Below are 22,747 nucleotides of genomic sequence, written 5' to 3' on the forward strand. Positions count from 1 at the left end.
TCGCTGAAAGCTGCAGGGGCCGTCCGCAAGGGCGGCCCCTTGCGTTCGGGGCGCTGAGGTTCGGCCGAGCTGATTGCCCGGGCGAGGGGGTGATGAGCCTCGGGGCTTGGCAGGTTCTCTCCCACCCACCGGTGTCATCCCAGCGAAAGCTGGGACCCAACTCTCCTTCGGCGCGGGCTGCGAAATGGGTCGCCAGCTTTCGCTGGGATGACACCGAGTGTGGGGCGGTTGCAGTGGATCGAACAGGCCACCGATCTTGGTGCGAGAGCGCCCTAATGAAAATTCCGACCTGATGGCAGCGCGGCATAGGCCTCGCGATCGAGTTGCTCGCGGCGGCGGCGTTCGCCTTCGTCGCGGCCGGGTTGCGGGCCGGAACGACCCTCGTCGCCATGCGCCAGGATGCCGTTGCCGATATCGAGGCCTTGCGCCAGGTCGAGGAGGCTCGGGGTGAAATCGGTGAAGCTGCGGGAAACGAGGTGGGTCACCAGCCCTTCGCGCTGCAGCTGCCCGCGCACAGCGAGGAGGCGTGAGCCCAGCACGACGCGGCGGTTGTTGTCGAAGGTCTTGTTCCACACGATGATGTTGGCGATGCCGGTCTCGTCCTCCAGCGTCATGAAGATCACGCCGCTCGCCGTCCCCGGCTGTTGGCGCACCAGCACCAGGCCGGCGGTTTCGACGATCGCGCCGTTGGGTTGGTCGATCAGGTCGGCGCAGCGCAGGATGCGGCGTCGATCAAGCTCGGGACGGAGGAACCCGACCGGGTGTCCCTTCAGCGACAGCGACAGCGTGCGATAGTCATGCACCACGGACTCTCCAGGAGCCATGACTGGGAGGTCAGTGTTGGCATCATCGGGTTTGGAAACTTTTTTCGAGATCGCGAACAGCGGCAGCTGCTCGGCTCCTGCCACGCCGTTGAGGCCGCGCACCACCCAGAGCGCCTCGCGCCGGTTGAGCCCCATCGAGCCGAAGGCATCGGCCTCGGCCAGCTTTTCCAGTGTCGCCACCGGAACGCCGGTCCGCACCCAGAGGTCACGGATCGAGGCATAGCCATCACCGCGACGAGCAATGATCAGGTTGGCATGATCCTGCTTCAGCCCGATCACCTGCCTGAGGCCGAGCCGGATCGCCTTGTCCGACAGGATATCGTCGCGCATCTCGGCATGCTGTTTGGCGAGCCGCTCGCGTGCTGGAACGCCCTCTTCCAGCACATGCAGCCAGTCCGAGCGGTTGACGTCGGCGACCCGCATCTCGACCCCGTGCTCCGTGGCATCGCGGACGATCTGCGCCGGCGAGTAAAACCCCATCGGCTGGCTGTTGAGCAGCGCGCAGGCGAACACATCGGGATAGTGGCACTTCATCCAGCATGAGGCATAGACGAGGAGCGCGAACGAAGCGGCGTGGCTTTCGGGAAATCCGTAATCGCCAAAGCCTTCGATCTGGGCGAAGCAGCGCTGGGCGAAGTCGTCGGGGTAACCGTTCTTCTTCATGCCGCTCAGGAACCGGTCCTTGAGGGTATGGATGGTGCCGTTACGCCGGAATGTCGCCATCGCTCGGCGTAGCCGATCTGCCTCTCCCGGGGTGAAGCCGGCGGCGACAATGGCAATCTGCATCGCCTGCTCCTGGAACAGCGGGATGCCTTTGGTGCGATGGAGCACGGCATCCAGCTCCGGCGACAAAGACTCCACCTTTTCGAACCCCTGCCTGCGTTTGAGATAGGGATGCACCATGCCGCCCTGGATCGGGCCAGGGCGGACGATGGCGACTTCGATGACCAGATCGTAGAACTCCACCGGCTTCAGCCGCGGCAGCATCGACATCTGCGCCCGGCTTTCGATCTGGAACACCCCGATGGTGTCTGCCCGGTGCGTCATCCGGTAGACCGGCGCCTTCACCTCGGGCTGGGTCTCCTCTGCCATCAGCTGCGGCAGCGTGACATCGCGATCATAGTGCTGGTGCAGCAGCTCGAACGAACGGCGGAGGCAGGTGAGCATGCCGAGCGCCAGGATATCGACCTTGAGGATGCCGAGCGCATCGATATCGTCCTTGTCCCACTCGACGATGGTGCGGCTCTCCATCGCCGTCTTCGAAATCGGCACCAGGCTTTCGAGCGAATCGCGAGTGATGACGAAGCCGCCGACATGCTGGCTGAGATGGCGGGGGAAGGATTTCAGCACCGGCACGACGTTGAACATCTGCGTCAGGGTGGGATCGTCAGGATCGAGCCCCAGCATCTTGATGCCCTTGAGATCGGCGGCATTGCCCCAGCCCCAATGCAGCTGGTTGAGCGCCCCGATGGTGTCGTCGGAAATCCCGAACACCTTAGCGGTTTCGCGGATGGCGCTCTTCGAGCGGTAGGAGATGACGGTGGCGGTCAGCCCGGTCCGCTCGCCACCATATTTATTGTAGACGTACTGCATTACCTCCTCGCGCCGCTCATGCTCGAAATCGACGTCGATATCGGGCGGCTCGTCGCGTTCGGTACTCAGGAAGCGACCAAACACCAGCTTGACCTGGGTGGGGTCGACCGCAGTGATCCCCAGGCAATAGCAGACCGCCGAATTGGCGGCCGAGCCGCGCCCCTGGCAGAGGATCTTCAGCTCATGGCGGGCATAGCGCACCACATCCTCGACGGTGAGGAAGTAGGAAGCGTAGCCCTTGTAGGCGATGAGGCAGAGCTCGCTCCACAGGCTCTGCTTGATGCTATCGGGGATCCCATTCGGATAACGCCCATGCGCCCCTATCCAGGTCAGCCGCTCCAGCGTTTCCTGGGCCGTCTCGCCATTGCCGATGGTTTCGGTCGGATAGTTGTATTTCAGCTGGTCGAGGCTGAAGCCGATGCGATCCAGCAACACCTGGGTTTGCGTGATCGCATCGGGATGCTCGGCGAACAGCCGGATCATCTCGCTCGCCGGCTTCAGGTGCCGCTCGGCGTTCTGCTGCAACCGCCGGCCGGCGGTCTCGAGCGTCAGGTGTTCGCGGATGCAGGTCACCACGTCCTGGACGATCTTGCGGTTGGGCTCGTGGTAGAGCACGTCGTTGACCGCCAGCAGCGGCACGCCGGCAGTGGCAGCCATCTCGGCCAGCCGATTGAGCCTGGCCCGGTCGGTGCCCTTGAAGGTGGCAGCGGCGGCCAGCCAGACATTGCCCGGGCTGAGCTGCGACAGCCGCTCAAGTGTTGCGGCCGAATGCTCCCAGCGGGTCTCGTCGCAGTGGAGGATCAGCAGCTGGCCCTCGATGAACTCCTCGAGGTCGGCGAAACAGAGCACGCATTTGCCCTTTTCGCTTTCCTCGCGCAGGTTGCCGCGGCTCAGCATGCGGCAGAGCCGGCCATAGGCCTCGCGGTCCGAGGGGTAGGCGACGATGTCGGGGGTAGCGTCGGCAAAGCAGAGCCGGACGCCGACGACGTAGCGGAAATCCGGTGCGGTGTGTTTGAGATCGCGGTGCGCGACATAGCCGCGGACCACGCCGGCAAAGCTGTTGCGATCGCAGATGCCGACGCCGCTCATCCCCAGGGCGATCGCCGCCGAGACCAGTTCCTCGGGGTGCGAGCCGCTCCTCAGGAACGAGAAGTTGGAGGTCACCAGCAGTTCGGCATAGGCGGGGCGGCTCATGCGAAGAACCCGTGCAGGAACCAGCGCGGCGCTTCGGCTGCGCCATAGAGACCGATGCGGAAAATCCAGAAGCGGCGGCCGCCATCGTCCTCGATGACATAGTAGTCGCGCACCGTGGTCAGCGGATCAAAGGCTGCAAGTGAGGAAACATGTTCCGGCTCCTTGGGCTTGGGCTTGTCGGTCTGTTTGGGGTCGTCGCGCGGGTCACGCCGCTTGCTGCCGCGCTCCGGCCGCTCCAGCACCTCGAGGTTCTTGCCCGAGCGCCACCACTCGGCCTCGATCCGCTCCGGCCCCGAGGCCTTGAGGATGCGGTAAGCGATGCGCCGCCAGATGATCCGCATCGGCGGGCCATGCGGCACCTCCGCCATCACGTTGATCGGCTCCGGATTGGGCAACAAGCGGAGCGGCCGCCGAAGTTCCGGATCGGGCAGCGCTTCCGGATCGTCCTCAGTCTGGGCGATCACCGGCTCGAGCTTGGTGGCCCGCTCCGGGATGTGGGTGTTGACGAATTTCGAGCGGGTGAGCGCCAGCGGGCCGAGCCGGCTGGTCATCCGATCATAGAGCCGGTCAAGATCGCGGGCCCCATCCTGTACCACGAACGCCCCGAGCTGGGTGCTCTCCACCTCGGACAGCGAGCTGGCGGCGAGCCGGATCATGTCGATGCCGAAGCCGGCATCGTATTCGCCTTCGAGCCGCTCCGAGCGGTGCACGAACAGCTGGGCGATATGGTCGGGGTCACGGGTCGCTCGACCGGCATTGATGGTGAGGTTCATCACCTTGTGGTCGACCCGATAGAGCAGGAGATGAAAGGTCTGCGCGCCGATGCCCTCTGCCTCCAGCCGCAGGCCGAGCTGGATGGCGAGATCGCGCGCCGTCATCAGCACGTCGTCCATGTAGCCGATCGGCTCGGCGAAGCGCCGTTCGGCATAATATTCGGCGATCGGCAGGCGCGGGGTGATCCGCTCTTCGATGCGGCCGAGCGCCTGGTCGAGCCGCTCGATCAGCGAGGCGCCGAAGCGGGCCTGCAGCGCTCGCCGCTCCCGGCCATAGAGCTGGCCGATGGTCTTCAACCCCATCTGGTTGAGCCCGGCGACCTGCGCCTCCTCGAGCCGCAGCCCGACGATCGGCAGGGCGGCAAGGGCAGCCTCGCTTTCACCCGGTGGAATGATGCGGCCGGCAGAAAAATGCGCCAGGGCCCAGGCTGCTCCCACCGTATCGGCAATGGCGCCGGAGACGGTGAAACCCAGGGCGCGCAACCGGCTGACCAGCAGTTCGAGCATTTTCGCTTCGCCGCCGAACAGGTGAGCGACTCCGGTAATGTCGAGCACCAGGTCGCCATAGGGCGCTGTCGCGGTGTGGACGGCAACGATCGGGCTGGCATTGGAATGCCAGTCGGCAAAATCGGCGAACACCTGCTCGAGATAGGCGCGGTCGATCTCGCGCACCTCGAGTTCGGGCACCAGGGCCCGCGCATCGGAGAGGTTCTGCCCGGGGATCAGGTTGGCTCTCGCCGCTGCAGCATCCACCGCGGCGAGCCGCATGGCCCCTTTCTGCTTTTCCCACAGGGCGAGTGGCCGGCTCGAAGCAGCGAGCGCCGGGTCAGCCCGCCTGAGACAATCGGTGGCCCAGCGGGGCAGCGACAGGGCGAGATGGCGGCGCCGTTCGCCGAACGACAATTCCGGTGCGAGGTTTGGGTTCGACTGAAACGAAGCCATTTTCTGTCCAGTCCACAAGCATGGTCTTGCCTTCGGCGCGTTGTGTCTTGTTGCCGAGCCGGCCTTTTTCGATCTCGATCTGGAACCGCGGCGGGCCCGGGGCGCGCGGATCGAAGGGCAGTTCGCCGCTCATGGCCGGCGAGATCCGCCAGCGGAGCTTGGCCGCGCTTGCCTCCCGCCCCCGGCCATAGCGCACGAGGAAGGCCGAGGTGCCGGCTGCGGCAGCACGGAGGCTAAGCCGGCGCGATACGGTGAAATCCAGCGCCTTGGGGTGGCTCGCCAGATCGGCGATGACCCCGGCGACCGCCCGGCAGGCGATGGCTTCCTCCATCGCCCAGAGCAGTTCGGTCATGCTGTCGACGCGGCCGATCACCAATCGTGCCGGATCGATGCCGAACTGCGTGAGCCCGGGGCCGTAGGGCAGCCCAAGTTCCTGCCCCTCTCCCGCGAGCTGCAGGTAGAGTACCGCCTGCCGCTCCCCGGTCAGCAATTGCCGGGCGAGGCCGAAGGTGAAACCGAGTGCTGCGCCGGCCTGGCGCTGCTCATCGGCAAATACTTCATGCAGCAAGCCATTGGGGGCAGCCAGCAGCTCGAGCGGATCGGCAGTCTCGGCTCCATCATTGGCAGCCTGTCCCAGCCGTTCGGCCAGCATGGCAGCGCCTTCAGCCAGCAGCGGACGCTTTTCCAGGGCGGCAATTTTCAGTCGTAAGGCAGCGAGATCGTGGCGTGCGAGGCCCGGCATCTGAGCCTCCCTGTTGTCGGTAATTAGAACAAATAGGGAACACTAGAGTCCGGTGGAGAGTCAAGCCGGATGAATCCCTCACACGTCCCGCTCACTTCCTCGCGCTGCGGCAAGCGGGCTCTTTCGCGATCGGGCGGGACTGCCTATGTTCCTCCTGCTATCCGAAGGACTCCTCCCCATGTTCGATGCGTTGCGCTCCATCTTCCAGAGACCCGATGCCACCGTGCTCAGCATGGAGCCGAAGTTGGCGGTCGCCGCTTTGCTGGTGCATCTCGCCGCGATCGACGGGCAGATCAGCGATGCCGAGCGGGAGGCGCTCGAGGGGACGCTGATGGATTACTACGGGCTCAACGAGACCGAGGTCAGCAAGCTGATCGCCGAAGCCACCAAGCGCGACCAGGAATCGGTCGACTTCTATCGCTTCACCTCGGCGCTGAGCTCGCTGGACGAGGGCGAGAAGGTCGAGATCATCAGGATGATGTGGCAGGTGGTGTTTGCCGACAAGCGCAACCACGAGCTCGAGGACAACATGGTGTGGCGCATTGCCGAGCTGATCGGCGTGTCGTCGCGCGATCGCACGGTGCTTCGCAACCAGATGGCGCGGGCCTGAGCGATGATCATTTCGACCACGCCGACGCTCGAAGGCCGGCCGATCCGCGATTATCTCGGCATCGTCACCGGCGAGGTGATCGTCGGCGCCAATATCTTCAAGGATCTGTTCGCCGGTATCCGCGACATCGTCGGCGGGCGCGCCGGCGCCTATGAAGGGGCACTGCGCGACGCCCGTAACGCCGCCTTCGATGAGCTCAGGGCCGAAGCGCAACGGCTCGGCGCGGATGCGGTGGTCGGGGTCGATATCGACTACGAAGTGGTCGGGCAGGCCGGCTCGATGCTGATGGTCTCGGTGTCGGGCACGGCGGTGCGGCTGTAGGGGCTGCGTCGAAGTTTCACCATTTGCCCACGGAGTCATCCCCGCGAAAGCGGGGACCTCTGTTTTCTTTGCCGGCATCGCAAACGGAGGTTCCCGCTTTCGCGGGAATGACCCGGTGGGTGGCCGTGAGCGAGTGCCTTCCGCAGCATCTCAGGATGGGCCCCGGCCTTCGCCGGGGTGACACCGCGGGTGGCGGAGCGCTCAGCGCTTCCAGGCCTCGAACTTGCCGACATAGTCCGGCTCGCCCGTCTCGCAGTCGAAATCCTTGGCCGTAGTATCGGCAGCCTTGCGCGCCAGGGCTTCGGCGTCGGGGTTGGCCAGGGCATCGACATAGGCGATGTGGCAGGTGGCGCCGGGGCTGATCTTGGTCACCACCAGCACCTCGCCCTCGGGCTTGCCGTCCTCCGCCTTGGTGAGGAAGCGCAGGATCGAGGCAAACGGCTTCCAGTAGCCATCGGCATTGGAGACGCGCCACTCGATCTTGTCGCCCAGCCGATTGGGCGGCTGCAACTGTTGCCTGGCGGCTTTCTCGGTGGTCGAGGTGAGGCCATAGGATACCGACATCCTGAGGTCGCTCTCTGCAACCATGACCGGCATGCCCTTGAGGCCGGGACAGGCCCAGGTGGAGCGGAAATCGTCGGACTGCATCACCGTGCAGTCGAGGTTGAGATCGAGGTTCGTCTCGCTCGATTCGATCTGCTGGGCGACAGCCGGTGCGATGGGCAACAGTCCGATGGCGAGATAAAGCGCACTGGCGAAAACCCGTCTCATCACGGCAAATCCTCCTTAAGGCTGCATGCCACCTGCGCATTCGTATGCCTTGCAATCATGGCCCCGAATGGGCCACAACCCGCCGAACTACACGGTTAGGCAGACCCAAGGCACCCCAATGAATATCGACGCGATCCCGATCGGCAAGAACCCCCCCGACGACCTCAATGTGATCATCGAGGTGCCGCTGGGCGGCGAGCCGATCAAGTACGAGATCGACAAGGCCTCGGGCGCACTGTTCGTCGACCGCTTCCTCTATACGCCGATGCGCTACCCGGGAAATTACGGCTTCGTGCCGCATACCCTGTGCGGCGACGGCGACCCGCTCGACGTCATCGTGATGAACTCGCGGCCGCTGGTGCCGGGTGCGGTGGTGCGCTGCCGGCCGTTCGGCGTCCTGTTCATGGAAGACGATGGCGGCAAGGACGAAAAAATCCTCGCCGTGCCGGTCAGTAAGCTCACCAAGATGTATGACGGGATCAACGACATCACCGACATGCAACCGATCCAGCTTGAGCGCGTGAAGCACTTCTTCACCCATTACAAGGATCTCGAGCCGGGCAAGTGGGCCAAGATCGAAAAGCTCGGCGGTGTCGACGATGCCCGCCAGGTGATCCTCGAATCGATCGAGCGCGCCAAGGCCGAGCAATAAGCTCAACTGAGGCAATCCTCACGCAATGCTTGTCTCTCCAACTGTGAGTCCCATATCGGGGGCTCACTTTGGAGGACCGGATGAAAGCCGTACTGACCGCACTCGCCGCCGCCCTGCTGCCGACTGTTGCCGTGGCGCAAAGCCCCAGCAATGCCGCGATCGAACAGATCCTTGTCGAGCGCATCGATACCGCCGAGCAGAATGTCGGCATCGCCGTCGCGGTGATCGAAAACGGCGTGCCCCGCTTCGTCAGTTATGGTCATCCGGCACTTGGCGATGCAAAAAAGATCGACGAACACACGGTGTTCGAGATCGGCTCGGTCACCAAGCTGTTCACCAATGTGCTGCTCGCTCAGGAGGTGCTGGCCGGCAAAATCGACCTCGATGCGCCGATCGTGAAGGGCGCGGTGGTGCTCTCCAACATGGCGAGTGCAGCGGGAATCGAGGATATCGGCTTTCATATCATTGCCGAGAGCCTGCCGCTGACGCCGATGCCGAAAGTTCGGCAGGCGGCCGAGATCGATCCGGCGCTGCTCGACCGTCTTGTCGGCAAATATGCCCTGACTCCGGCCTTCGTGCTGGAGGTGACGCGTGAGGGCGGTGCGCTGTTCGTACAGGCGACGGGGCAGCAGAAGCTCCCGGTGTTCGCCGAGAACGAAACGACGTTCTTCTACAGGGCGGTGGACGCGCAACTGAGCTTTGGACTCGGCGCCGACGGCAAGGCGAAGAGCCTGAAACTGCACCAGGGCGGGACCAGCCAGCCCGGGCAGCGGATCGAGTAGTCCCATCATTTCGGCGGCATCGGCTTGCCGGCCGGAGCTGCCGGGCCCAGTCTCCCCAGGTCGGGTGGAGGATGACGATGCGGATTTTCGGGACGATCATCGGCGTGGTGCTGGTGCTGCTGGGTGGGCTCTGGACCTTGCAGGGCGCCAACATGCTGGCCGGCAGCGCCATGTCGGGGCAGTCGCAGTGGCTCTATATCGGGCTCATCGTGGTGGCCATCGGCCTCGTGGTGTTGTGGTGGTTCAACTTGCGGGGCCGGATGCGATAGGCACCCCTTGAAACGGTGAAACCGGGTTCACATATATCGGTCAACGGTTGGATCGGGGCGCTGTCCCTCCCGGCGACCTGGTCCCAGCCAATGAAAGGCGCTCCCCTAACGGGTTGAGCGCCTTTCTCTTTCTGGCGGCATGAGGGGCAGCAATGAGCGGACAGATCGTCATCCTCAACGGGGCGCCGCGGGCCGGGAAATCCTCGATCGCGCGGGCGGTGATGGCTCAACTGCCGGGGCGATGGGTTAACCTCGGCGTCGACCAGATGAACGCCAGCCTCCCCAAGGAGCAGCTACCCGGCATTGGGCTCCGGCCGGGCGGTGAGCGACCGGACCTCGAGCCGACTGTGGTGCGGCTCTATGCCGAGCTTTACGACGAGATCGCTGAACGGGCGCGCGCCGGGGAGGACGTGGTGGTCGATGTCGGCCATCACGACAGCTACTCGCAGCCGCTCGGAACTCTCGCGGACGCGGCGCGGCGGCTCGGCGGCTTGCCGGTATTGTTCGTCGGGGTGCGCTGCCCGATCGAGGTGATCATGGCGCGACGCAATGCCGACCCACAGGGTGGGTTCTATGTCGGTGGCACCGGTGTGCCCGAGCCGGTGCGGCGCTGGCAGGAAGCGGTACACCAGCCGGGGATCTATGACCTCGAGGTCGACAGCTCGGTGCTGACGCCGGAGCAGTGTGTTGCGGCGATTGCGGCAGTACTGGCCTCGCCGCCGCGGCTAAGTGCGTTCGAGCGGCTCGGGGCACTCTAGACGCCGGCGCGGGCTGACCCCCACCCCTGTCCCCTCCCCGCAAGGGGGAGGGAGACCCTCAAACAAGCATCTCAGTTTGCGTCTCCCTCCCCCTTGCGGGGAGGGATCAAGGGTGGGGGTCCACAGCCACCGGCGTTGGCGGCCCAGAGCCCCTACGGATACCCCGCGTGCGGCACCGCGACCCTGGTGCCGAACACCCGGCCGGTCGGTTTGCTGACATCGACGCTGCCGGTCCACTCGTTGGCGACCATGTAGAGGGTTCGGCCATCGGGGCCGCCGAGCATCACGGCAAAGCACATGCGGTCGAGCTCGAACTTTTCGACGATCTCGCCGCCATCGCGGATGCGCAGCACCGTGGGGCCGGTGGAGGTCCAGATGGCGCCTTCGGCATCGGCGCAGATGCCGTCATTGCCGTATTCACCGACATTGCCCCAGAGCCGACGATTGGAGAGGCTCCCGTCCTCGGCGATGTCGAAGGCGGTGAGGTTGCCGTTGAACGATTCGGCGCAGACCAGGGTCTTGCCGTCGGCGAGGATCGCCATGCCGTTGGGGAAGGCGAGGCCTTCGGCGACCTTGCGGCTGGTGCCGTCGGGCGCCACCAGGGCGATGAAGCCGGGGCGGAACTCGCCGCCGGGGAAGTCGAAGTCGACATTGTTGACATAGATATGGCCCTTGGGGTGCACGGTGATCTCGTTGCAGCCCCGTTCCGACAATCCCGACAGGTCGGCGAAGCGGGCAAAACTGCCGTCGGGTTGGCGCAGCTTCAAGTCGTTGTCGGCCGCATGCACCAGGAGCATGCGGCCATCGGGCAGCCAGTCGAACGAGAAGGGCAGGGAGGCGATCTCCGCCTCGATGGCAGAGCGGCCGGACTGGTCGATAGTATAGAGTTTCTGGCCGACCCAGTCGGCGAACCACAGCTTGTTATCATGCCAGCGCGGGCATTCCCCGAGCAGGATTCCATCCATCAGTTGCGTGATCTCGGTCATCGCTGAACTCCCTCATCTCTCTCAAGACAATGTCGGGCGAGGTGCGGGCATTTCGACAGGCGCCGAAAAGAAACCGGGCGCCGGAGAGGTCTCCGGCGCCCGATCGTTCATTGATTCACGTGAAGCACTAGGTGGAACCTTCTTGTGGTCGCGAGATCGAACCGGAAAAGTCTGCAACTTTTCCTGATCACGCTCCTAATGCCCACCCATGCCGGCCATTTCGGGGTTCGCCGGCGGCTTCTTGACGAAGAAGGCCGCGACGATGGCGAACAGCGAGATGATGGCGCCGGTCATGAACCCGGTGCGGATGCCGGCGGCGAGCGCCGTCACCGGCTCGGTGCCGGCGGCGGTCAGCGCCGTCGACTGGATGGTCATCAGCGCGATGAACAGAGCCACGCCGGCCGCACCCGCCACCTGCTGCACCGAGCCGAGAATGGCCGAGCCATGCGAGTAGAGCTGCATCGGCAGCGAACTCAGGGAGGCGGTGAACAGCGGCGTGAACATGATGGCGAGGCCGATGCAGAGCGCGATATGGCCGGCGAGGATCACCCAGATCGAGGTCGACTGATCGACCAGGGTGAGGCCCCAGAGCACGGCGCTGACGATGATCGAGCCCGGCACCAGGAGGCGCGTCGCGCCCCACTTGTCATAGAGCCGGCCGACCACCGGGCCGAGCAGGCCCATCATCAGGCTGCCCGGCAGCAGCATCATGCCGATCTGCAGCGGATCGAGCTTGATGACGTTCTGCAGGAACAGCGGCAACAGGATGATGACGCCGAACAGCGACATCATGGCGATCGCCATCATCACCACCGACAGGGTGTAGTTGGTGATGCCGAAGGCGCGCAGGTCGAGCAGCGCCTTATCCTGCAAGCTCAGTTGGCGCCAGACGAACAGCACCATGGTGACAAGGCCGACGCCGAGCGGGATCCACGGGGACATGCCATGTTCGCCGGCGGCCGACGCGGCTTCACCAAAGCTCGAGAGGCCATAGACGATGCCGCCGAAGGCCAGCACCGACAGGACGACCGAGATCAGGTCGAGCGGGGTCGAGCGCGGGGTCGAGACATTCTTCATCCGCCAGGCACCCAGCGCCAGCGCCGCGAGCGCGATCGGCAGCACCAGGATGAACATGAAGCGCCACTCGAAATGGGTGAGGATGAAACCACCGATGGTCGGGCCGATGGCCGGGGCCACCGACATGACGATCGAGATATTGCCCATGGTCTTGCCGCGCGATTCGGGCGGCACCAGCGTCATCACCGTGGTCATCAGCAGCGGCATCATGATGGCGGTGCCGACCGCCTGGATGACGCGGCCGAACACCAGGAGCTCGAGGCCCGGCGAGATGGCGCAGATCAGCGTGCCGGCCGAAAAGATCGCCATGGCGAGCATGTAGATCGGCCGGGTGTTGATGCGCTGCAACAGGAAGCCGGTGATCGGAATCACCACGGCCATGGTGAGCAGGAACGCCGTGGTGAGCCACTGCGCGGCGCTGGCGGTGACGCCCAGGTCGGTCATCAGCGGCTGGATCGCGACGCTCATGATGGTTTCGTTGAGAAACACCACGAAAGTCGAGACGAGCAGCAGTGCGATCACCAGCCGGTTGCGGGCGGCGGTGGAAGGCTCGACCGGCGCGGCAGCAGCAGTCGAGGGGACATCGGTCATCGTTTCGGAGGTCATTTGCGGCCTGCCTTGCGGTGTAAAGGTTCAAAATCGGGGTAGCTGAATGGCACAGATGGGCTGGCGGGGGGCAGCCCGCAGGGCGCATAGCGCCCTTGCGTGGGGGCGGCAATTACCGGCGGGGTCATCGGGAAATCTCCTTGGCTTCACCAGTACGACGAGCAACCAGTGGCGAAATCGACAGCGTGCGCCGCAAAAATAGTTAAGCGGCGGATTAAGCGTTGATGAGGCGAAAGTCAATGTCGGGGCGCGACGAGGGACCAGGTCGTCAGCACGCACGGCGGTGGTGGTAACGCAAGGTGGGGGGCTTGAAGCAAGCCCCTTGTGCCCCATATGTAGAAACTGAGGCGTTGCGCTACATGGGCGCGGGCCGGACAATTTTGAAGGGCTGGAGCATCGCTCCGGCCCTTTTTGTTTCGGGCGTTGCGGCGCGTCCCAGGGGACACTGACCGTCCCCACCCACGGTGTCACCCCGGCGAAGGCCGGGGCCCATCCTGAGATGTCGAGGTGGGCAAAGGCACAAGGCAACCCTCCACTGCTGACGACTAACGCAAGGCATGCTTGAGTGCGGCAATGGACAAGGTCTTCATCGTCTACATCATGGCGAGCCGTAAGAACGGGACGCTCTACGTTGGCGTCAGCGGCGATCCCGAGGTGCGCATCTGGCAGCATAAGAACAATTGGTTCGAAGGCTTCACCAAACGCTACGGCGTCAAGCGGCTGGTCTGGTACGAAGTGCACGAGGACGCCGAGGCCGCCATCCGGCGCGAGAAGCGGCTGAAGGAATGGCATCGCGCGTGGAAGATCCGGCTCATCGAGGCGCGAAATCCGGATTGGCGCGATCTCTACCCGGAGGTGACCGGCGAGCGGTGACCTCCTGCAGCACCTCAGGATGGGCCCCGGCCTTCGCCGGGGTGACACCGTGGGTGGGGTAGATTCAGGTGCCCAAATTCGGCGGCACGCCCTCGGCGACCAGCTGCGGCAGGTAGGGGGCATAGGCCAAAGTGGCCGTCACGGCGCAGGCCAGCACCAGCACCAGCGCGATCAGCAGTTTGTGCAACGAAATCCCCCAAAACCCCCTGGTGCAAATGGCTCGCAGGCACGGATGGCGGAAATACGGCTGGCGGGCTTGACAGGACCGGCCTTGCTCATTAATCAACGAATATGTTAATTAACAATCACGTTGATTACAGGAGACGAGACGTGAACAAGCTCATCAGCACACACTGGATCAGCCTCGACGGCTTCATCGCCGGACCGATGGGCGAGATGGACTGGATTCGCGGCGACGACCAGCTGTCGAGTTACGAGATCGGGCTGGTCAACAGCGCCAGCAGCCTGCTGCTGGGTAAGGGCACCTACCAGGATTTCGCGCAGTACTGGTCTAGCGTGCCCACCAACCCGACCGTAGCGGCCTGGGAGAAGACCTATGCCGACCGCATCAACAAGCTCCATAAGGTGGTGATCTCGCACAATCTGCAGGCGGCGAAATGGCCGACTTCAGAGCTGTGGCGGGAGCTCGATGCGCAGAAGGTCAACGAATTCAAGGCACGGTCGGGTGGCGACATCCTCACCTATGGCAGCGCCACGATCGTCCAGCAGCTGACCAATCTCGGCCTCGTCGATGAATATCACTGGCTGATCCACCCGATCGTCCTCGGCAAGGGCCGGCGGCTGCTCGACAATCTCGAACGGCGTTTCGATATCGAGCTGGTCGACAGCGAGCGGTTCAACAGCGGGGTGATGAAGCTGATTTATCGCAGGGTTTGACCCTGAGCCATTGTGGCTTACCCCTCATCCGGCCCTTCGGGCCACCTTCTCCCCGACGGGGAGAAGAATCCGGAGAGCGCAGCGGCCACCACTTTTCCTCTCCCCGTCGGGGAGAGAGTGGATCGCGCGAAGCGAGAGACGGGTGAGGGGTGCTGGCCACGATAGAACGTCTTACAGCGGCTTCTCGGCCAACCCGCGGAAAGCGTCGGGGACGGAACGTTCGAGTTCGAGCGTTGCCGAGGCATAGCCGATGGCTTCGCGGCCGAAACGGGTGCGCACTGCATCCATGGCCCGATCGGCGACGAGGCGGGAGGCGCCGCGCCGGGCGCCGGGGCGGCGGGCTTCGTCGGCGAGGCCGAGCGGCAGTTCGAGCTGCAGCAGCGGATCGCGCTCGAGCTGGGCCACCGAGATGGCGAGCAGCGTGATGGTGCGCTCGTCGGGGTGATCGGCCTGCACCACGCGCACCAGATCCTCGGCGATCTCGGCCAGCGTCACGGTGGCCGAGATCGGAGAACTGATGGTGATCGAGCGGGTGACGGCGCGCAGGTCGCGGAAGCGGACGCGCGCCGTGATGGTGTGGCCGTGCCAGGATTTTACCCGGAGGCGCGAAGCGATGCGGTCGGCGAGGTGGTGCAGGGTCGGCCGATAGATGCGCTCGATGAACGGCTTTCTGCCGAGCGCGGCCTGGGCCCCGGCGGAGCGGGCCCGCTGGTTGGTGACGATGCCGCGCGGGTCGCGGTTCCAGGCCAGAGCGCTGAGCTTTTCACCCGCAGCATGGCCGAGGATGCGCTGCACCCATTCGGTGCGCTGCTCGGCCAGCTGGCCGATGGTCAGGATGCCCTCATCCTCGAGCTTGCCCTCGGTCACGGGGCCGACGCCCCACATCAGCCCGACCGGCAGCGGGTGCAGGAACTCGAGCTCGCGCGAGGGATCGACCACAACGAGGCCATCGGGCTTGGCCACCTGCGAGGCGATCTTGGCGAGGTGCTTGGTGCGGGCCACGCCGACCGAGATGGGCAGGCCCAGCTCCGCCCGGACCCGGGCGCGCACCGTGCGGGCGATGGTTTCCGGACTGCCGAACAGGTGCTCGCAGCCGGCGACATCGGCAAAGGCCTCATCGATCGAGATGCGCTCGACCAGCGGGGTGTAGTCGTCGAGAATGCCGATCGCCGCGTCGCCGAGCCGCTGATACTCCTCGAAATGCCCGCCGGTGAAGATCAGCCCTGGGCAGAGTTCCTTGGCTGCCCAGCCCGACATGCCGCCATGCACGCCGAAGGCCTTGGCCTCATAGGAGGCGGCCAGCACCACGCCGCCGCCGACAGCGATCGGCTTGCCACGCAGTTCCGGGTTCAACAGCTGCTCGACCGAGGCGTAAAAGGCGTCGAGATCGGCGTGGAGGATGGTGGCGGCGGGCTCCATCCGGGATTCTCCGTGCTTATGAGAACATAAAGAGAACATTGGCAGAGCTTGTCAAGCGGCACGCTGGCAACCGAGAGTGAGGTCGAGAGGGAGAGCGCGATGCGAGCGGTGGTCTATTCGGCGTATGGCGGAGTGGAGCAACTGCGGCTCGTCGAAGTGGAGAAGCCTCGGCCGGGCATGGGCGAGGCGCTGATCCGGGTGAAAGCCGCCTCCCTGAACTCCTGGGATTGGGACCTGCTGCGCGGCCAGCCGTTCCTGGCGCGGCTGGGTGGGTTGCTGAAGCCGTATCACCCGATCCTCGGCGCGGATGTCGCGGGCGTCGTCGAGGCAGTGGGGGCCGGGGTCGGCCGGCTTGCCGTCGGCGACAAGGTGTTCGGGGATCTGAGTGGAGCCAACTGGGGCGGCTTTGCCGAGTTCGTCTGCGCACCGGAAGCGGCGCTGGCGATGATCCCCGAAGGCGTGAGCTTCGAGGCGGCTGCGGCGACGCCGCAGGCTGGGCTCCTCGCATGGCAGGGCTTGCGCTGGAAGGGTGAAGTGCGACGCGGCGACAAGGTGCTGATCAACGGCGCCGGCGGTGGCGCCGGGACGTTCGCCATTCAGCTGGCGAAACGGGCGGGCGCGAAGGTGACCGGGGTCGACAGCGCCGAGAAGGCGGAACTTATGCAGCGGCTTGGGGCGGACCAGGTCGTCGACTATCGCGCCGCCGATTTCGCCGCCGGCAGCGCGCGCTACGATCTGATCCTCGACATGGTGGCCGCACGGCCACTGGCACAGTATCGCCGGGTGCTCACGCGCGCCGGCCGGCTGGCAGTGGTGGGCGGCACGACGCCGACTATCCTCGCGGTGGCGTCGATTGGGGCGATGACGTCGAAGCCGGATGGGCAGCAACTGGGGCTGGTGCTGCACCGGCCGGATATCGGGCAGCTGGCGGAGCTGGGGGCGCTGATTGCGGCGGGCGAGGTGAAGCCGGCGATCGACCGGGTTTATCCATTGGCGGAGACGGCGGCGGCGTTCGCCCGGATCGGTGCGGGGCAGGCGCTGGGGAAGCTGGTGTTGGTGCCGTGAGAGCGGGGGTCTAGCCTTGAAGTTCTTCCGGCGCTGGTGGCTCTGCACCTTCTCCCCTCAGGGGAGAAGGTGGCCGAAGGCCGGTTGAGGGGTGAAGCGGCACCATACGCGCTTACTGAGAAGCTGAACCCCTCACCCTAGTTCCGCTACGGACCTAAAGGTCCCAGCTGCACTACCCTCTCCCCTCAGGGGAGAGGGGCGGCGGCCGCTTACCTAGAGACTACCCCCGCGCCAGCGCCAGCAGCCGCTCGTTCTCCTCCGGTACGTTCTCCGCCAATCTCGCCGCCGCAATGATCGGCAGCCAGGCCCGAACCTCGGCTTCGGTCAACTCACTCGCGGCGAGATAGCCCCGGAGATAGGCGTCGGCCAACTCGGGGCCGGCGCCGTGGTGCATCAAGAGGTAGGAGCGGGCGACGTCGGCGGCGGGCGGGCCGGAGGTGGCGTCGGGCCAATCGACGATCATTGCCGCCCCGGGCGGGCCGATGATGTTGAAGGGGTGGAAATCGCCGTGGCAGAGCCGGTTACCCTCGGGCAGGTCTGCCAATCGAGCGAGCAGGCGGGCGCGCAGCGCGGCATCGAGGTCGACGCGGCCGAGGCGGTCGGCGAGGCGCGGTTTCAGCGGCGAGAGCCGAACTTCGGTGCGGGCGTGGATGGCGAGGTGCAGCCCTACCATGGCCTCGAGCGCCGCGGGCAGCAGTGTCGGGTCGGCGGCGGCGAGGCTGGCGAGCGGCTGGCCCGGGGCGCGGTCCATGACGAGGCCCCAGCGGCCGGCGTAAGGGCCGGCTTCATGCACCGCCGGGGTCGGCAAGCCGTGCTCGCCGACAATGGCGAGGATGGCGGCTTCGCCGAACGCCACCGAGCGGTTGGCGGGGTGGCGATAGAGCTTCAGCACATGCTCGCCGTAATGGAAGGCTTCGGCCATCTTGCCGGAGCCGAGCAGCGGGCCGATCTGGGGCGCCATCAGCCGAGCGCCGCCTTGAGGGCAGCGGCGATGGTCTGGTTGCCGCGGGTGAGCTGGAAAACTTTGCCGGCCGCTTTCGGCTCTTCGAGCAGCGCTACGGCAACGGCCGCGACGTCGGCTCGCGAGATCGACTCCTCGTCGATCGCCTGCTGGCTCAGCCGCACCTTGCCGGTGTCGCCGCCATCGGTGAGTTCGCCCGGCTCGAGGATGGTCCAGGCGAGGCTGGAGCCGGTGATGAACTTCGCCGCGGCGCGCTTCTGCTTGTAATAGTCCTTCATTTCGTCATCCATCGAGCGGGTGGAGAGCCCGGTGCTGGCGCCGATGGCGGAAATCGAGAGGTAGCGCTTCACACCGGCATTTTCGGCGGCATGCACGGTGCGGCGCGTGCCGATGCGATCGAGCGCGCTGCCTTCGCCGGCCGCCGAGCCGGCGGCAAACACCACGGCGTCGGCGCCTTTCATGGTGGTGGTCCAATCGCTGAGCGGCGACCTTTCGAGATCGAGCACGATGGTTTCGGCGCCGCGTTTCACCGTCTCTGCCATGTGCCTGGGGTTGCGGATGGTGGCGACCACGGCATGGCCGGCCTTCACCAGTTTTTCGACGATCAGGATGCCGGTGCGGCCACTGCCGCCGATGACGATGATGCGCATCTGGTTTTCTCTTTGTCTTCGTGAGCGTGCAACAAAGCCCGGCTTGCGACAATGGCGCCCTGTCGCCAAAGTCGGGCCATGACGCTCCACACTCCATATGATGGCTCGGCGAAACTGTTCCAGATCGGAATACGTCCGCTCGAGCTCAGAGACTGGATCGACGTGGACGAGCGGCTTGCCGCCGACCTCGCCGAGAAGGACCGCGTGGCGGCAACCTACCCAGGGGCAGCGTTTCTGGCCGAGCCAGGGACTGAAGCGGCCCAGGCGGAAGTGCTGGCACTCCTTTCAGAGCACCTGATTGGACGGCATCCGAGCCTATATCGCCGCTCAGCCAACGGCATCGAAGTCGTGCCTGCCAACCGGTGTGTCACGTTCGATTCGGGGGTCGAGCCGCTGCGGCTGGCAGCCCAGCTCGTTCAGGAAGACCTTGTGCTGATGCGGCGGGACCTCGCCGGGTGGCGGCTGGTCGCCGCATCGCTGTCGTTTCCCTCGTCGTGGTCGCTTCGGGACAAGTTCGGGCGGCTGTTGCATGATGTGCATGGGCCGGTGCCCGGCTTCGGCCCCGGTACGAGAAATGCCGAGCTCATGACCCGCATGTTCGATCACGCGCGGCCCGAAATACCAATGGTTCGCTGGAACTGGTCGCTCTATGGCGATGACCGGCTGTACCACCCCGAAACTGCCGATCCCTCGGCGTTGCGCTTCGGGCCGGGAGAGCGGGCCCAGAGTGTCTACCTCAGGGTCGAGCGGCAGACGCTGCGACGGCTGCCGCTCAGTGGCGACATGCTGTTCACCATCAGGATCCATGTCGATCCTCTCGCCGCGCTGGAGCAGCATCAGCAAGTAGCGTCGATCGCCACAGCGCTCATCGACCAGCTGGAAGCGCTGACGCCTGAGCAGCTCGACTACAAAGGGCTGACGCTGGAGCGCGGCCGGCTGATCCACCGGCTGCGGGAAATGCTCGGCCCATAGCTTGCGGCCCGGCGGAACTCTACGGTGACACACGACCGACAGCTGTCGGAGAACGAGGGAGACGATTCAATGCAGGCTGGGCGGCAGGTGGTGGTGCACCACGACGATCTGGGGGCGAGCTGGAGTGCCAATATGGCGTTCCTCGAGCTCTGCGAGCAGGGGGTGGTGACCTGCGGCTCGGTGATGGTGCCGTGTCCGTGGTTTCCGCACATGGCGCAACTGGCGCGCGACAACCCCGAGCTCGACATCGGCGTGCACCTGACGCTGACCTCAGAGTTCGACCGCTTTCGCTGGCGGCCGATGACCGGCACCGCCGATAACGGCATGTGCGACGCCGAGGGCTTCATGCCGCGTCGGGTGGCGGAAACGCAGGGCGCCGACGTCGCAGCGGTGGAGGCTGAACTGAGGGCGCAGATCGATGCGGCGTTCGCGGCCGGCATCGACGTGACGCATCTCGATGCGCATATGGGCACGGTGTGGCTGCCGGAGTTCGTCGAGCTCTACGAGCGGCTCGGGGCGGATTACAGCCTGCCGATCTTCCTCCCCGGCCCGCAGGATGCCTGGGTGGAGCCCTCGGCCGCGCTGGATCGGGCCCGGGAGCGGGCCGAGAGCCGCGGCAACCCGGCTTTCGCCGGCGTCATCTCGACGCCGTTCGGCAATCTCAGCCCGACGGCGGCTGATTACCGCGGCATCCTCGACTGGTCGAAGCCAGGCCTCACCTGGGGCGCCTTCCACTTCACCAAGCCGGGCGACATCGCGATGATCTCCGATGACGCCCCGCTGCGGCTCGCCGAATACGAGCTGTTCCGCTCCGGCGCGGTGGAAGAGATGTATGCCGAACTCGGGCTGGAGCTGGTGGGGATGCGCGGGTTCCGCGAGCAGATGCGGGCGCGGTGACACCTCTCCCTTGGGGGAGAGGTCGACGCGAAGCGTCGGGTGAGGGGGCCTTCCACGTGCTCGGTGTTTGCGGCAAGGCCCCCTCACCCTGACCCTCTCCCCCAAGGGAGAGGGGACGCAAGAGCCGTTGTGCCGGCGCCTCTCGAAGATGTCGAATCCCCGCCCGACAGTTCGACCAATCTCCATCAAACAGGAGGTTCGCATGAAGTTCGTGTGCCTAGTCTACATCGACAGCGTCGCCGTCGGCGCGCTCAGCGAGGCCGAAGGGCGGCAGCTCGCCGATGACTCGATCGCCTTCGACTGGGGCTTGCGCGACAGCGGCAAGCTGATCCTGGCGCAACCGCTCGAGGCGCCGCAGACCGCCGTGACGGTGCGGCAGCGCGCTGGAAAATTCTCCAGCACCGATGGGCCGTTCGCCGAGGCCAAGGAGCACCTGGGTGGCTTCTTCGTGGTCGAGGCAAACAATATCGACGAGGCCATTGCGGTCGCCAAGACCAGCCCGATCATGCGGGTCGCCAGCATCGAGGTAAGGCCGGCGCTGGAGCAAGTGGATAGCGTGACGGGGCGGGGACGGCCGGAAGTGGCGTAGGCTAGGCCGGCTAAAGGATTGAGGCCCGGGATCGCTCCCGGGCCTTTTGCTATCTGCATATTTATGGCCTGAGCGGCGCTTACGCCCCGCCCGCCATATGCGCCAGCACCGCCAGCAGCAGCAGGGCCACGATGTTGGTGATCTTGATCATCGGGTTCACCGCCGGGCCGGCGGTGTCCTTATAGGGGTCGCCGACGGTGTCGCCGGTGACCGAGGCCTTGTGGGCGTCGGAGCCCTTGTAGTGCTTGACGCCGTGGCTGTCGGTGAAGCCGTCTTCGAAGCTCTTCTTGGCGTTGTCCCAGGCGCCGCCGCCGGCGGTCATCGAGATGGCGACGAAGAGGCCGGTGACGATGACGCCCATCAGCATGGCGCCGAGCGCCGAGAAGGCGGCGGCGGTGCCGGCGATCCAGTAGATGGCGACAAACACGACGATCGGCGACAGCACCGGCAGCAGCGATGGGACGATCATTTCCTTGATCGCCGCCTTGGTCAGCATGTCGACGGCCCTGCCGTAATCGGGCTTTTCGGTGCCGGCCATGATGCCCGGCTTTTCCTTGAACTGGCGGCGGACTTCCACCACCACCGACTGGGCGGCGCGGCCCACGGCAGTCATCGACATGCCGCCGAACAGGAACGGCAACAGGCCACCGAACAGCAGGCCGACGACGACATAGGGGTCGGCGAGCGAGAAGGTGAGCGGCCCCAGACCATAGAAGAACGAGCCTTCCGTCGCATTGGCCGAGAAGTACTGCAGGTCCTGCGTATAGGCGGCGAACAGCACCAGGGCGCCGAGGCCGGCCGAACCGATGGCATAACCCTTGGTCACGGCCTTGGTGGTGTTGCCGACGGCGTCGAGCGCGTCGGTGTTGTGGCGCACTTCCTTGTCGAGGCCGGCCATTTCGGCAATGCCGCCGGCATTGTCGGTCACCGGACCGAAGGCGTCGAGGGCGACGATCATGCCGGCGAGAGCCAGCATGGTGGTGACGGCAAAGGCGATGCCGAACAGGCCCGCGAGGTTATAAGTGACGATGATGCCGATGATGATCACCAGCGCCGGCAGCGCAGTCGATTCCAGCGAGACCGCGAGGCCCTGGATGACGTTGGTGCCGTGGCCGGTCACCGATGCTTCGGCGATCGAGTTGACCGGGCGCTTGTTGGTGCCGGTGTAGTACTCGGTGATGACGATGATCAGGCCGGTGATGACGAGGCCGGCAACGCCGCACCAGAACAGGTTCCACGGCGTGAACTGCTTGCCGCCTTCGATGCCGAGCTGCACGTCGAGCCCGCCGAACACCCACATCAGGGTGGGCAGCAGCACGATCAGCGAGAGCACGCCGGTAGCGATGAGGCCCTTGTAGAGGGCGTTCATGATGTTGTTGTCGCCACCGAGCTTGACGAAATAGGTGCCGATGATCGAGGTGACGACGCAGGCGCCGCCGATGGCCAGCGGCAGCACCATGCCGGCGAGCTTGAACGCATCGGGGAGGACGATCGCCGCCAGCACCATGGTGGCGACCGCGGTCA

At 65.4% G+C, this 22,747-nt stretch carries 23 protein-coding genes; 12 read left to right on the forward strand and 11 right to left on the reverse strand.

The features are described from left to right. Positions 1-272 precede the first annotated feature (272 nt). Genes VGV07_RS21035 through VGV07_RS21045 form a run of 3 tightly spaced genes read right to left on the reverse strand, consistent with a single transcriptional unit; the run spans position 273 to position 6,068 of the window. A complete protein-coding gene (locus tag VGV07_RS21035) occupies positions 273-3,611 on the reverse strand; it encodes an error-prone DNA polymerase (protein ID WP_326870694.1) in 3,339 nt (1,112 codons plus the stop codon). Continuing rightward, on the reverse strand, positions 3,608-5,326 hold the full coding sequence (locus VGV07_RS21040; RefSeq protein WP_326870695.1) for a DNA polymerase Y family protein: 1,719 nt from the start codon (positions 5,324-5,326) through the stop codon (positions 3,608-3,610). Before VGV07_RS21040 ends, VGV07_RS21035 begins: the two co-directional genes overlap by 4 nt. Then, a complete protein-coding gene (locus VGV07_RS21045) occupies positions 5,211-6,068 on the reverse strand; it encodes a hypothetical protein (protein WP_326870696.1) in 858 nt (285 codons plus the stop codon). Before VGV07_RS21045 ends, VGV07_RS21040 begins: the two co-directional genes overlap by 116 nt. Positions 6,069-6,246: 178 nt before the next feature. Between VGV07_RS21045 and VGV07_RS21050 the strand changes: the two genes are divergently transcribed. Both VGV07_RS21050 and VGV07_RS21055 read left to right on the forward strand, forming a co-directional pair. Continuing rightward, positions 6,247-6,678 (forward strand): TerB family tellurite resistance protein, encoded by a 432-nt coding sequence (locus VGV07_RS21050; RefSeq protein ID WP_326870697.1) that lies wholly within the window; start codon positions 6,247-6,249, stop codon positions 6,676-6,678. A 3-nt stretch (positions 6,679-6,681) separates the two neighbouring features. Continuing rightward, on the forward strand, positions 6,682-6,999 hold the full coding sequence (locus VGV07_RS21055) for a heavy metal-binding domain-containing protein (RefSeq protein WP_055994911.1): 318 nt from the start codon (positions 6,682-6,684) through the stop codon (positions 6,997-6,999). Between the two features lie 201 nt (positions 7,000-7,200). Here VGV07_RS21055 and VGV07_RS21060 read toward each other — a convergent pair whose 3' ends face one another. Next, positions 7,201-7,770, reverse strand: a complete 570-nt coding sequence (locus VGV07_RS21060; protein ID WP_326870698.1) for a hypothetical protein — start codon at positions 7,768-7,770, stop codon at positions 7,201-7,203. A gap of 118 nt (positions 7,771-7,888) precedes the next feature. On the opposite strand from VGV07_RS21060, the gene ppa reads away from it, so the two are divergent. The 4 genes from ppa to VGV07_RS21080 all read left to right on the forward strand — a co-directional run bounded on the left by ppa (position 7,889) and on the right by VGV07_RS21080 (position 10,231). After that, complete coding sequence (gene ppa, locus VGV07_RS21065) at positions 7,889-8,422, forward strand: inorganic diphosphatase (protein ID WP_326870699.1); 534 nt, start codon at positions 7,889-7,891, stop codon at positions 8,420-8,422. A gap of 80 nt (positions 8,423-8,502) precedes the next feature. Further along, positions 8,503-9,204, forward strand: a complete 702-nt coding sequence (locus tag VGV07_RS21070; protein WP_326870700.1) for a serine hydrolase — start codon at positions 8,503-8,505, stop codon at positions 9,202-9,204. A 77-nt stretch (positions 9,205-9,281) separates the two neighbouring features. After that, on the forward strand, positions 9,282-9,473 hold the full coding sequence (locus tag VGV07_RS21075) for a hypothetical protein (protein ID WP_326870701.1): 192 nt from the start codon (positions 9,282-9,284) through the stop codon (positions 9,471-9,473). Between the two features lie 152 nt (positions 9,474-9,625). Further along, positions 9,626-10,231 carry a chloramphenicol phosphotransferase CPT family protein gene (locus tag VGV07_RS21080; protein WP_326870702.1) on the forward strand — a complete coding sequence of 202 codons (606 nt, stop codon included), beginning with the start codon at positions 9,626-9,628 and terminating at the stop codon, positions 10,229-10,231. A 152-nt stretch (positions 10,232-10,383) separates the two neighbouring features. On the opposite strand, the gene VGV07_RS21085 is transcribed toward VGV07_RS21080, so the two are convergent. Together VGV07_RS21085 and VGV07_RS21090 are read right to left on the reverse strand one after the other, a co-directional pair. Beyond that, positions 10,384-11,217, reverse strand: a complete 834-nt coding sequence (locus VGV07_RS21085) for an SMP-30/gluconolactonase/LRE family protein (protein WP_326870703.1) — start codon at positions 11,215-11,217, stop codon at positions 10,384-10,386. 195 nt (positions 11,218-11,412) lie between these two features. Then, positions 11,413-12,900: an MDR family MFS transporter gene (locus VGV07_RS21090; RefSeq protein WP_326870704.1), complete on the reverse strand. Its 1,488-nt coding sequence runs from the start codon at positions 12,898-12,900 to the stop codon at positions 11,413-11,415. A gap of 573 nt (positions 12,901-13,473) precedes the next feature. Here VGV07_RS21090 and VGV07_RS21095 point away from each other — a divergent pair. After that, positions 13,474-13,773: a GIY-YIG nuclease family protein gene (locus VGV07_RS21095; RefSeq protein ID WP_326870706.1), complete on the forward strand. Its 300-nt coding sequence runs from the start codon at positions 13,474-13,476 to the stop codon at positions 13,771-13,773. 64 nt (positions 13,774-13,837) lie between these two features. Here the strand turns inward: VGV07_RS21095 and VGV07_RS21100 are convergent, their stop codons facing one another. Beyond that, positions 13,838-13,960, reverse strand: a complete 123-nt coding sequence (locus tag VGV07_RS21100; protein WP_326870707.1) for a hypothetical protein — start codon at positions 13,958-13,960, stop codon at positions 13,838-13,840. A 143-nt stretch (positions 13,961-14,103) separates the two neighbouring features. On the opposite strand from VGV07_RS21100, the gene VGV07_RS21105 reads away from it, so the two are divergent. Then, positions 14,104-14,670, forward strand: a complete 567-nt coding sequence (locus VGV07_RS21105; protein WP_326870708.1) for a dihydrofolate reductase family protein — start codon at positions 14,104-14,106, stop codon at positions 14,668-14,670. Positions 14,671-14,841: 171 nt separating this feature from the next. Here the strand turns inward: VGV07_RS21105 and dinB are convergent, their stop codons facing one another. Continuing rightward, positions 14,842-16,089, reverse strand: a complete 1,248-nt coding sequence (dinB, locus tag VGV07_RS21110; RefSeq protein ID WP_326870709.1) for a DNA polymerase IV — start codon at positions 16,087-16,089, stop codon at positions 14,842-14,844. Between the two features lie 99 nt (positions 16,090-16,188). Here dinB and VGV07_RS21115 point away from each other — a divergent pair, with 99 nt between their 5' ends. Beyond that, positions 16,189-17,154 carry an NAD(P)-dependent alcohol dehydrogenase gene (locus VGV07_RS21115; protein WP_326870710.1) on the forward strand — a complete coding sequence of 322 codons (966 nt, stop codon included), beginning with the start codon at positions 16,189-16,191 and terminating at the stop codon, positions 17,152-17,154. A gap of 220 nt (positions 17,155-17,374) precedes the next feature. Here the strand turns inward: VGV07_RS21115 and VGV07_RS21120 are convergent, their stop codons facing one another. Further along, positions 17,375-18,115 (reverse strand): aminoglycoside phosphotransferase family protein, encoded by a 741-nt coding sequence (locus tag VGV07_RS21120; protein ID WP_326870711.1) that lies wholly within the window; start codon positions 18,113-18,115, stop codon positions 17,375-17,377. Beyond that, positions 18,115-18,765, reverse strand: coding sequence for an NAD(P)-binding oxidoreductase (locus tag VGV07_RS21125; RefSeq protein ID WP_326870712.1), 651 nt, complete (start codon positions 18,763-18,765; stop codon positions 18,115-18,117). Before VGV07_RS21125 ends, VGV07_RS21120 begins: the two co-directional genes overlap by 1 nt. A gap of 78 nt (positions 18,766-18,843) precedes the next feature. Here VGV07_RS21125 and VGV07_RS21130 point away from each other — a divergent pair, with 78 nt between their 5' ends. The 3 genes from VGV07_RS21130 to VGV07_RS21140 all read left to right on the forward strand — a co-directional run bounded on the left by VGV07_RS21130 (position 18,844) and on the right by VGV07_RS21140 (position 21,223). Then, the gene (locus VGV07_RS21130) at positions 18,844-19,737 is read left to right on the forward strand and encodes a DUF3445 domain-containing protein (RefSeq protein ID WP_326870713.1); all 894 of its coding nucleotides are present in this window, start codon (positions 18,844-18,846) and stop codon (positions 19,735-19,737) included. A 69-nt stretch (positions 19,738-19,806) separates the two neighbouring features. Continuing rightward, the gene (locus tag VGV07_RS21135; protein WP_326870714.1) at positions 19,807-20,634 is read left to right on the forward strand and encodes a polysaccharide deacetylase family protein; all 828 of its coding nucleotides are present in this window, start codon (positions 19,807-19,809) and stop codon (positions 20,632-20,634) included. A 202-nt stretch (positions 20,635-20,836) separates the two neighbouring features. Further along, entirely contained in the window at positions 20,837-21,223 is a 387-nt protein-coding gene (locus VGV07_RS21140) for a YciI family protein (protein WP_326870715.1), read from the forward strand. A gap of 79 nt (positions 21,224-21,302) precedes the next feature. Here VGV07_RS21140 and VGV07_RS21145 read toward each other — a convergent pair. Further along, on the reverse strand, positions 21,303-22,747 hold a 1,445-nt coding region (locus VGV07_RS21145), incomplete at its 5' end, for a sodium/proton-translocating pyrophosphatase (protein ID WP_326870716.1).

This window comes from Devosia sp. (assembly GCF_035944845.1).
Lineage (GTDB): Bacteria > Pseudomonadota > Alphaproteobacteria > Rhizobiales > Devosiaceae > Devosia_A.

Excerpts from the sequence above, each read along its gene's own strand:
- VGV07_RS21095 (WP_326870706.1), top strand. The coding sequence starts at position 13,474 with ATGGACAAGGTCTTCATCGTCTACATCATGGCGAGCCGTAAGAACGGG.
- VGV07_RS21060 (WP_326870698.1), bottom strand. The coding sequence starts at position 7,770 with ATGAGACGGGTTTTCGCCAGTGCGCTTTATCTCGCCATCGGACTGTTG.
- VGV07_RS21040 (WP_326870695.1), bottom strand. The coding sequence starts at position 5,326 with ATGGCTTCGTTTCAGTCGAACCCAAACCTCGCACCGGAATTGTCGTTC.
- VGV07_RS21070 (WP_326870700.1), top strand. The coding sequence starts at position 8,503 with ATGAAAGCCGTACTGACCGCACTCGCCGCCGCCCTGCTGCCGACTGTT.
- VGV07_RS21135 (WP_326870714.1), top strand. The coding sequence starts at position 19,807 with ATGCAGGCTGGGCGGCAGGTGGTGGTGCACCACGACGATCTGGGGGCG.
- VGV07_RS21140 (WP_326870715.1), top strand. The coding sequence starts at position 20,837 with ATGAAGTTCGTGTGCCTAGTCTACATCGACAGCGTCGCCGTCGGCGCG.
- VGV07_RS21080 (WP_326870702.1), top strand. The coding sequence starts at position 9,626 with ATGAGCGGACAGATCGTCATCCTCAACGGGGCGCCGCGGGCCGGGAAA.
- VGV07_RS21075 (WP_326870701.1), top strand. The coding sequence starts at position 9,282 with ATGCGGATTTTCGGGACGATCATCGGCGTGGTGCTGGTGCTGCTGGGT.
- VGV07_RS21085 (WP_326870703.1), bottom strand. The coding sequence starts at position 11,217 with ATGACCGAGATCACGCAACTGATGGATGGAATCCTGCTCGGGGAATGC.
- VGV07_RS21035 (WP_326870694.1), bottom strand. The coding sequence starts at position 3,611 with ATGAGCCGCCCCGCCTATGCCGAACTGCTGGTGACCTCCAACTTCTCG.
- VGV07_RS21045 (WP_326870696.1), bottom strand. The coding sequence starts at position 6,068 with ATGCCGGGCCTCGCACGCCACGATCTCGCTGCCTTACGACTGAAAATT.
- VGV07_RS21090 (WP_326870704.1), bottom strand. The coding sequence starts at position 12,900 with ATGACCTCCGAAACGATGACCGATGTCCCCTCGACTGCTGCTGCCGCG.
- ppa (WP_326870699.1), top strand. The coding sequence starts at position 7,889 with ATGAATATCGACGCGATCCCGATCGGCAAGAACCCCCCCGACGACCTC.
- VGV07_RS21050 (WP_326870697.1), top strand. The coding sequence starts at position 6,247 with ATGTTCGATGCGTTGCGCTCCATCTTCCAGAGACCCGATGCCACCGTG.
- VGV07_RS21130 (WP_326870713.1), top strand. The coding sequence starts at position 18,844 with ATGACGCTCCACACTCCATATGATGGCTCGGCGAAACTGTTCCAGATC.
- VGV07_RS21055 (WP_055994911.1), top strand. The coding sequence starts at position 6,682 with ATGATCATTTCGACCACGCCGACGCTCGAAGGCCGGCCGATCCGCGAT.
- dinB (WP_326870709.1), bottom strand. The coding sequence starts at position 16,089 with ATGGAGCCCGCCGCCACCATCCTCCACGCCGATCTCGACGCCTTTTAC.
- VGV07_RS21115 (WP_326870710.1), top strand. The coding sequence starts at position 16,189 with ATGCGAGCGGTGGTCTATTCGGCGTATGGCGGAGTGGAGCAACTGCGG.
- VGV07_RS21120 (WP_326870711.1), bottom strand. The coding sequence starts at position 18,115 with ATGGCGCCCCAGATCGGCCCGCTGCTCGGCTCCGGCAAGATGGCCGAA.
- VGV07_RS21125 (WP_326870712.1), bottom strand. The coding sequence starts at position 18,765 with ATGCGCATCATCGTCATCGGCGGCAGTGGCCGCACCGGCATCCTGATC.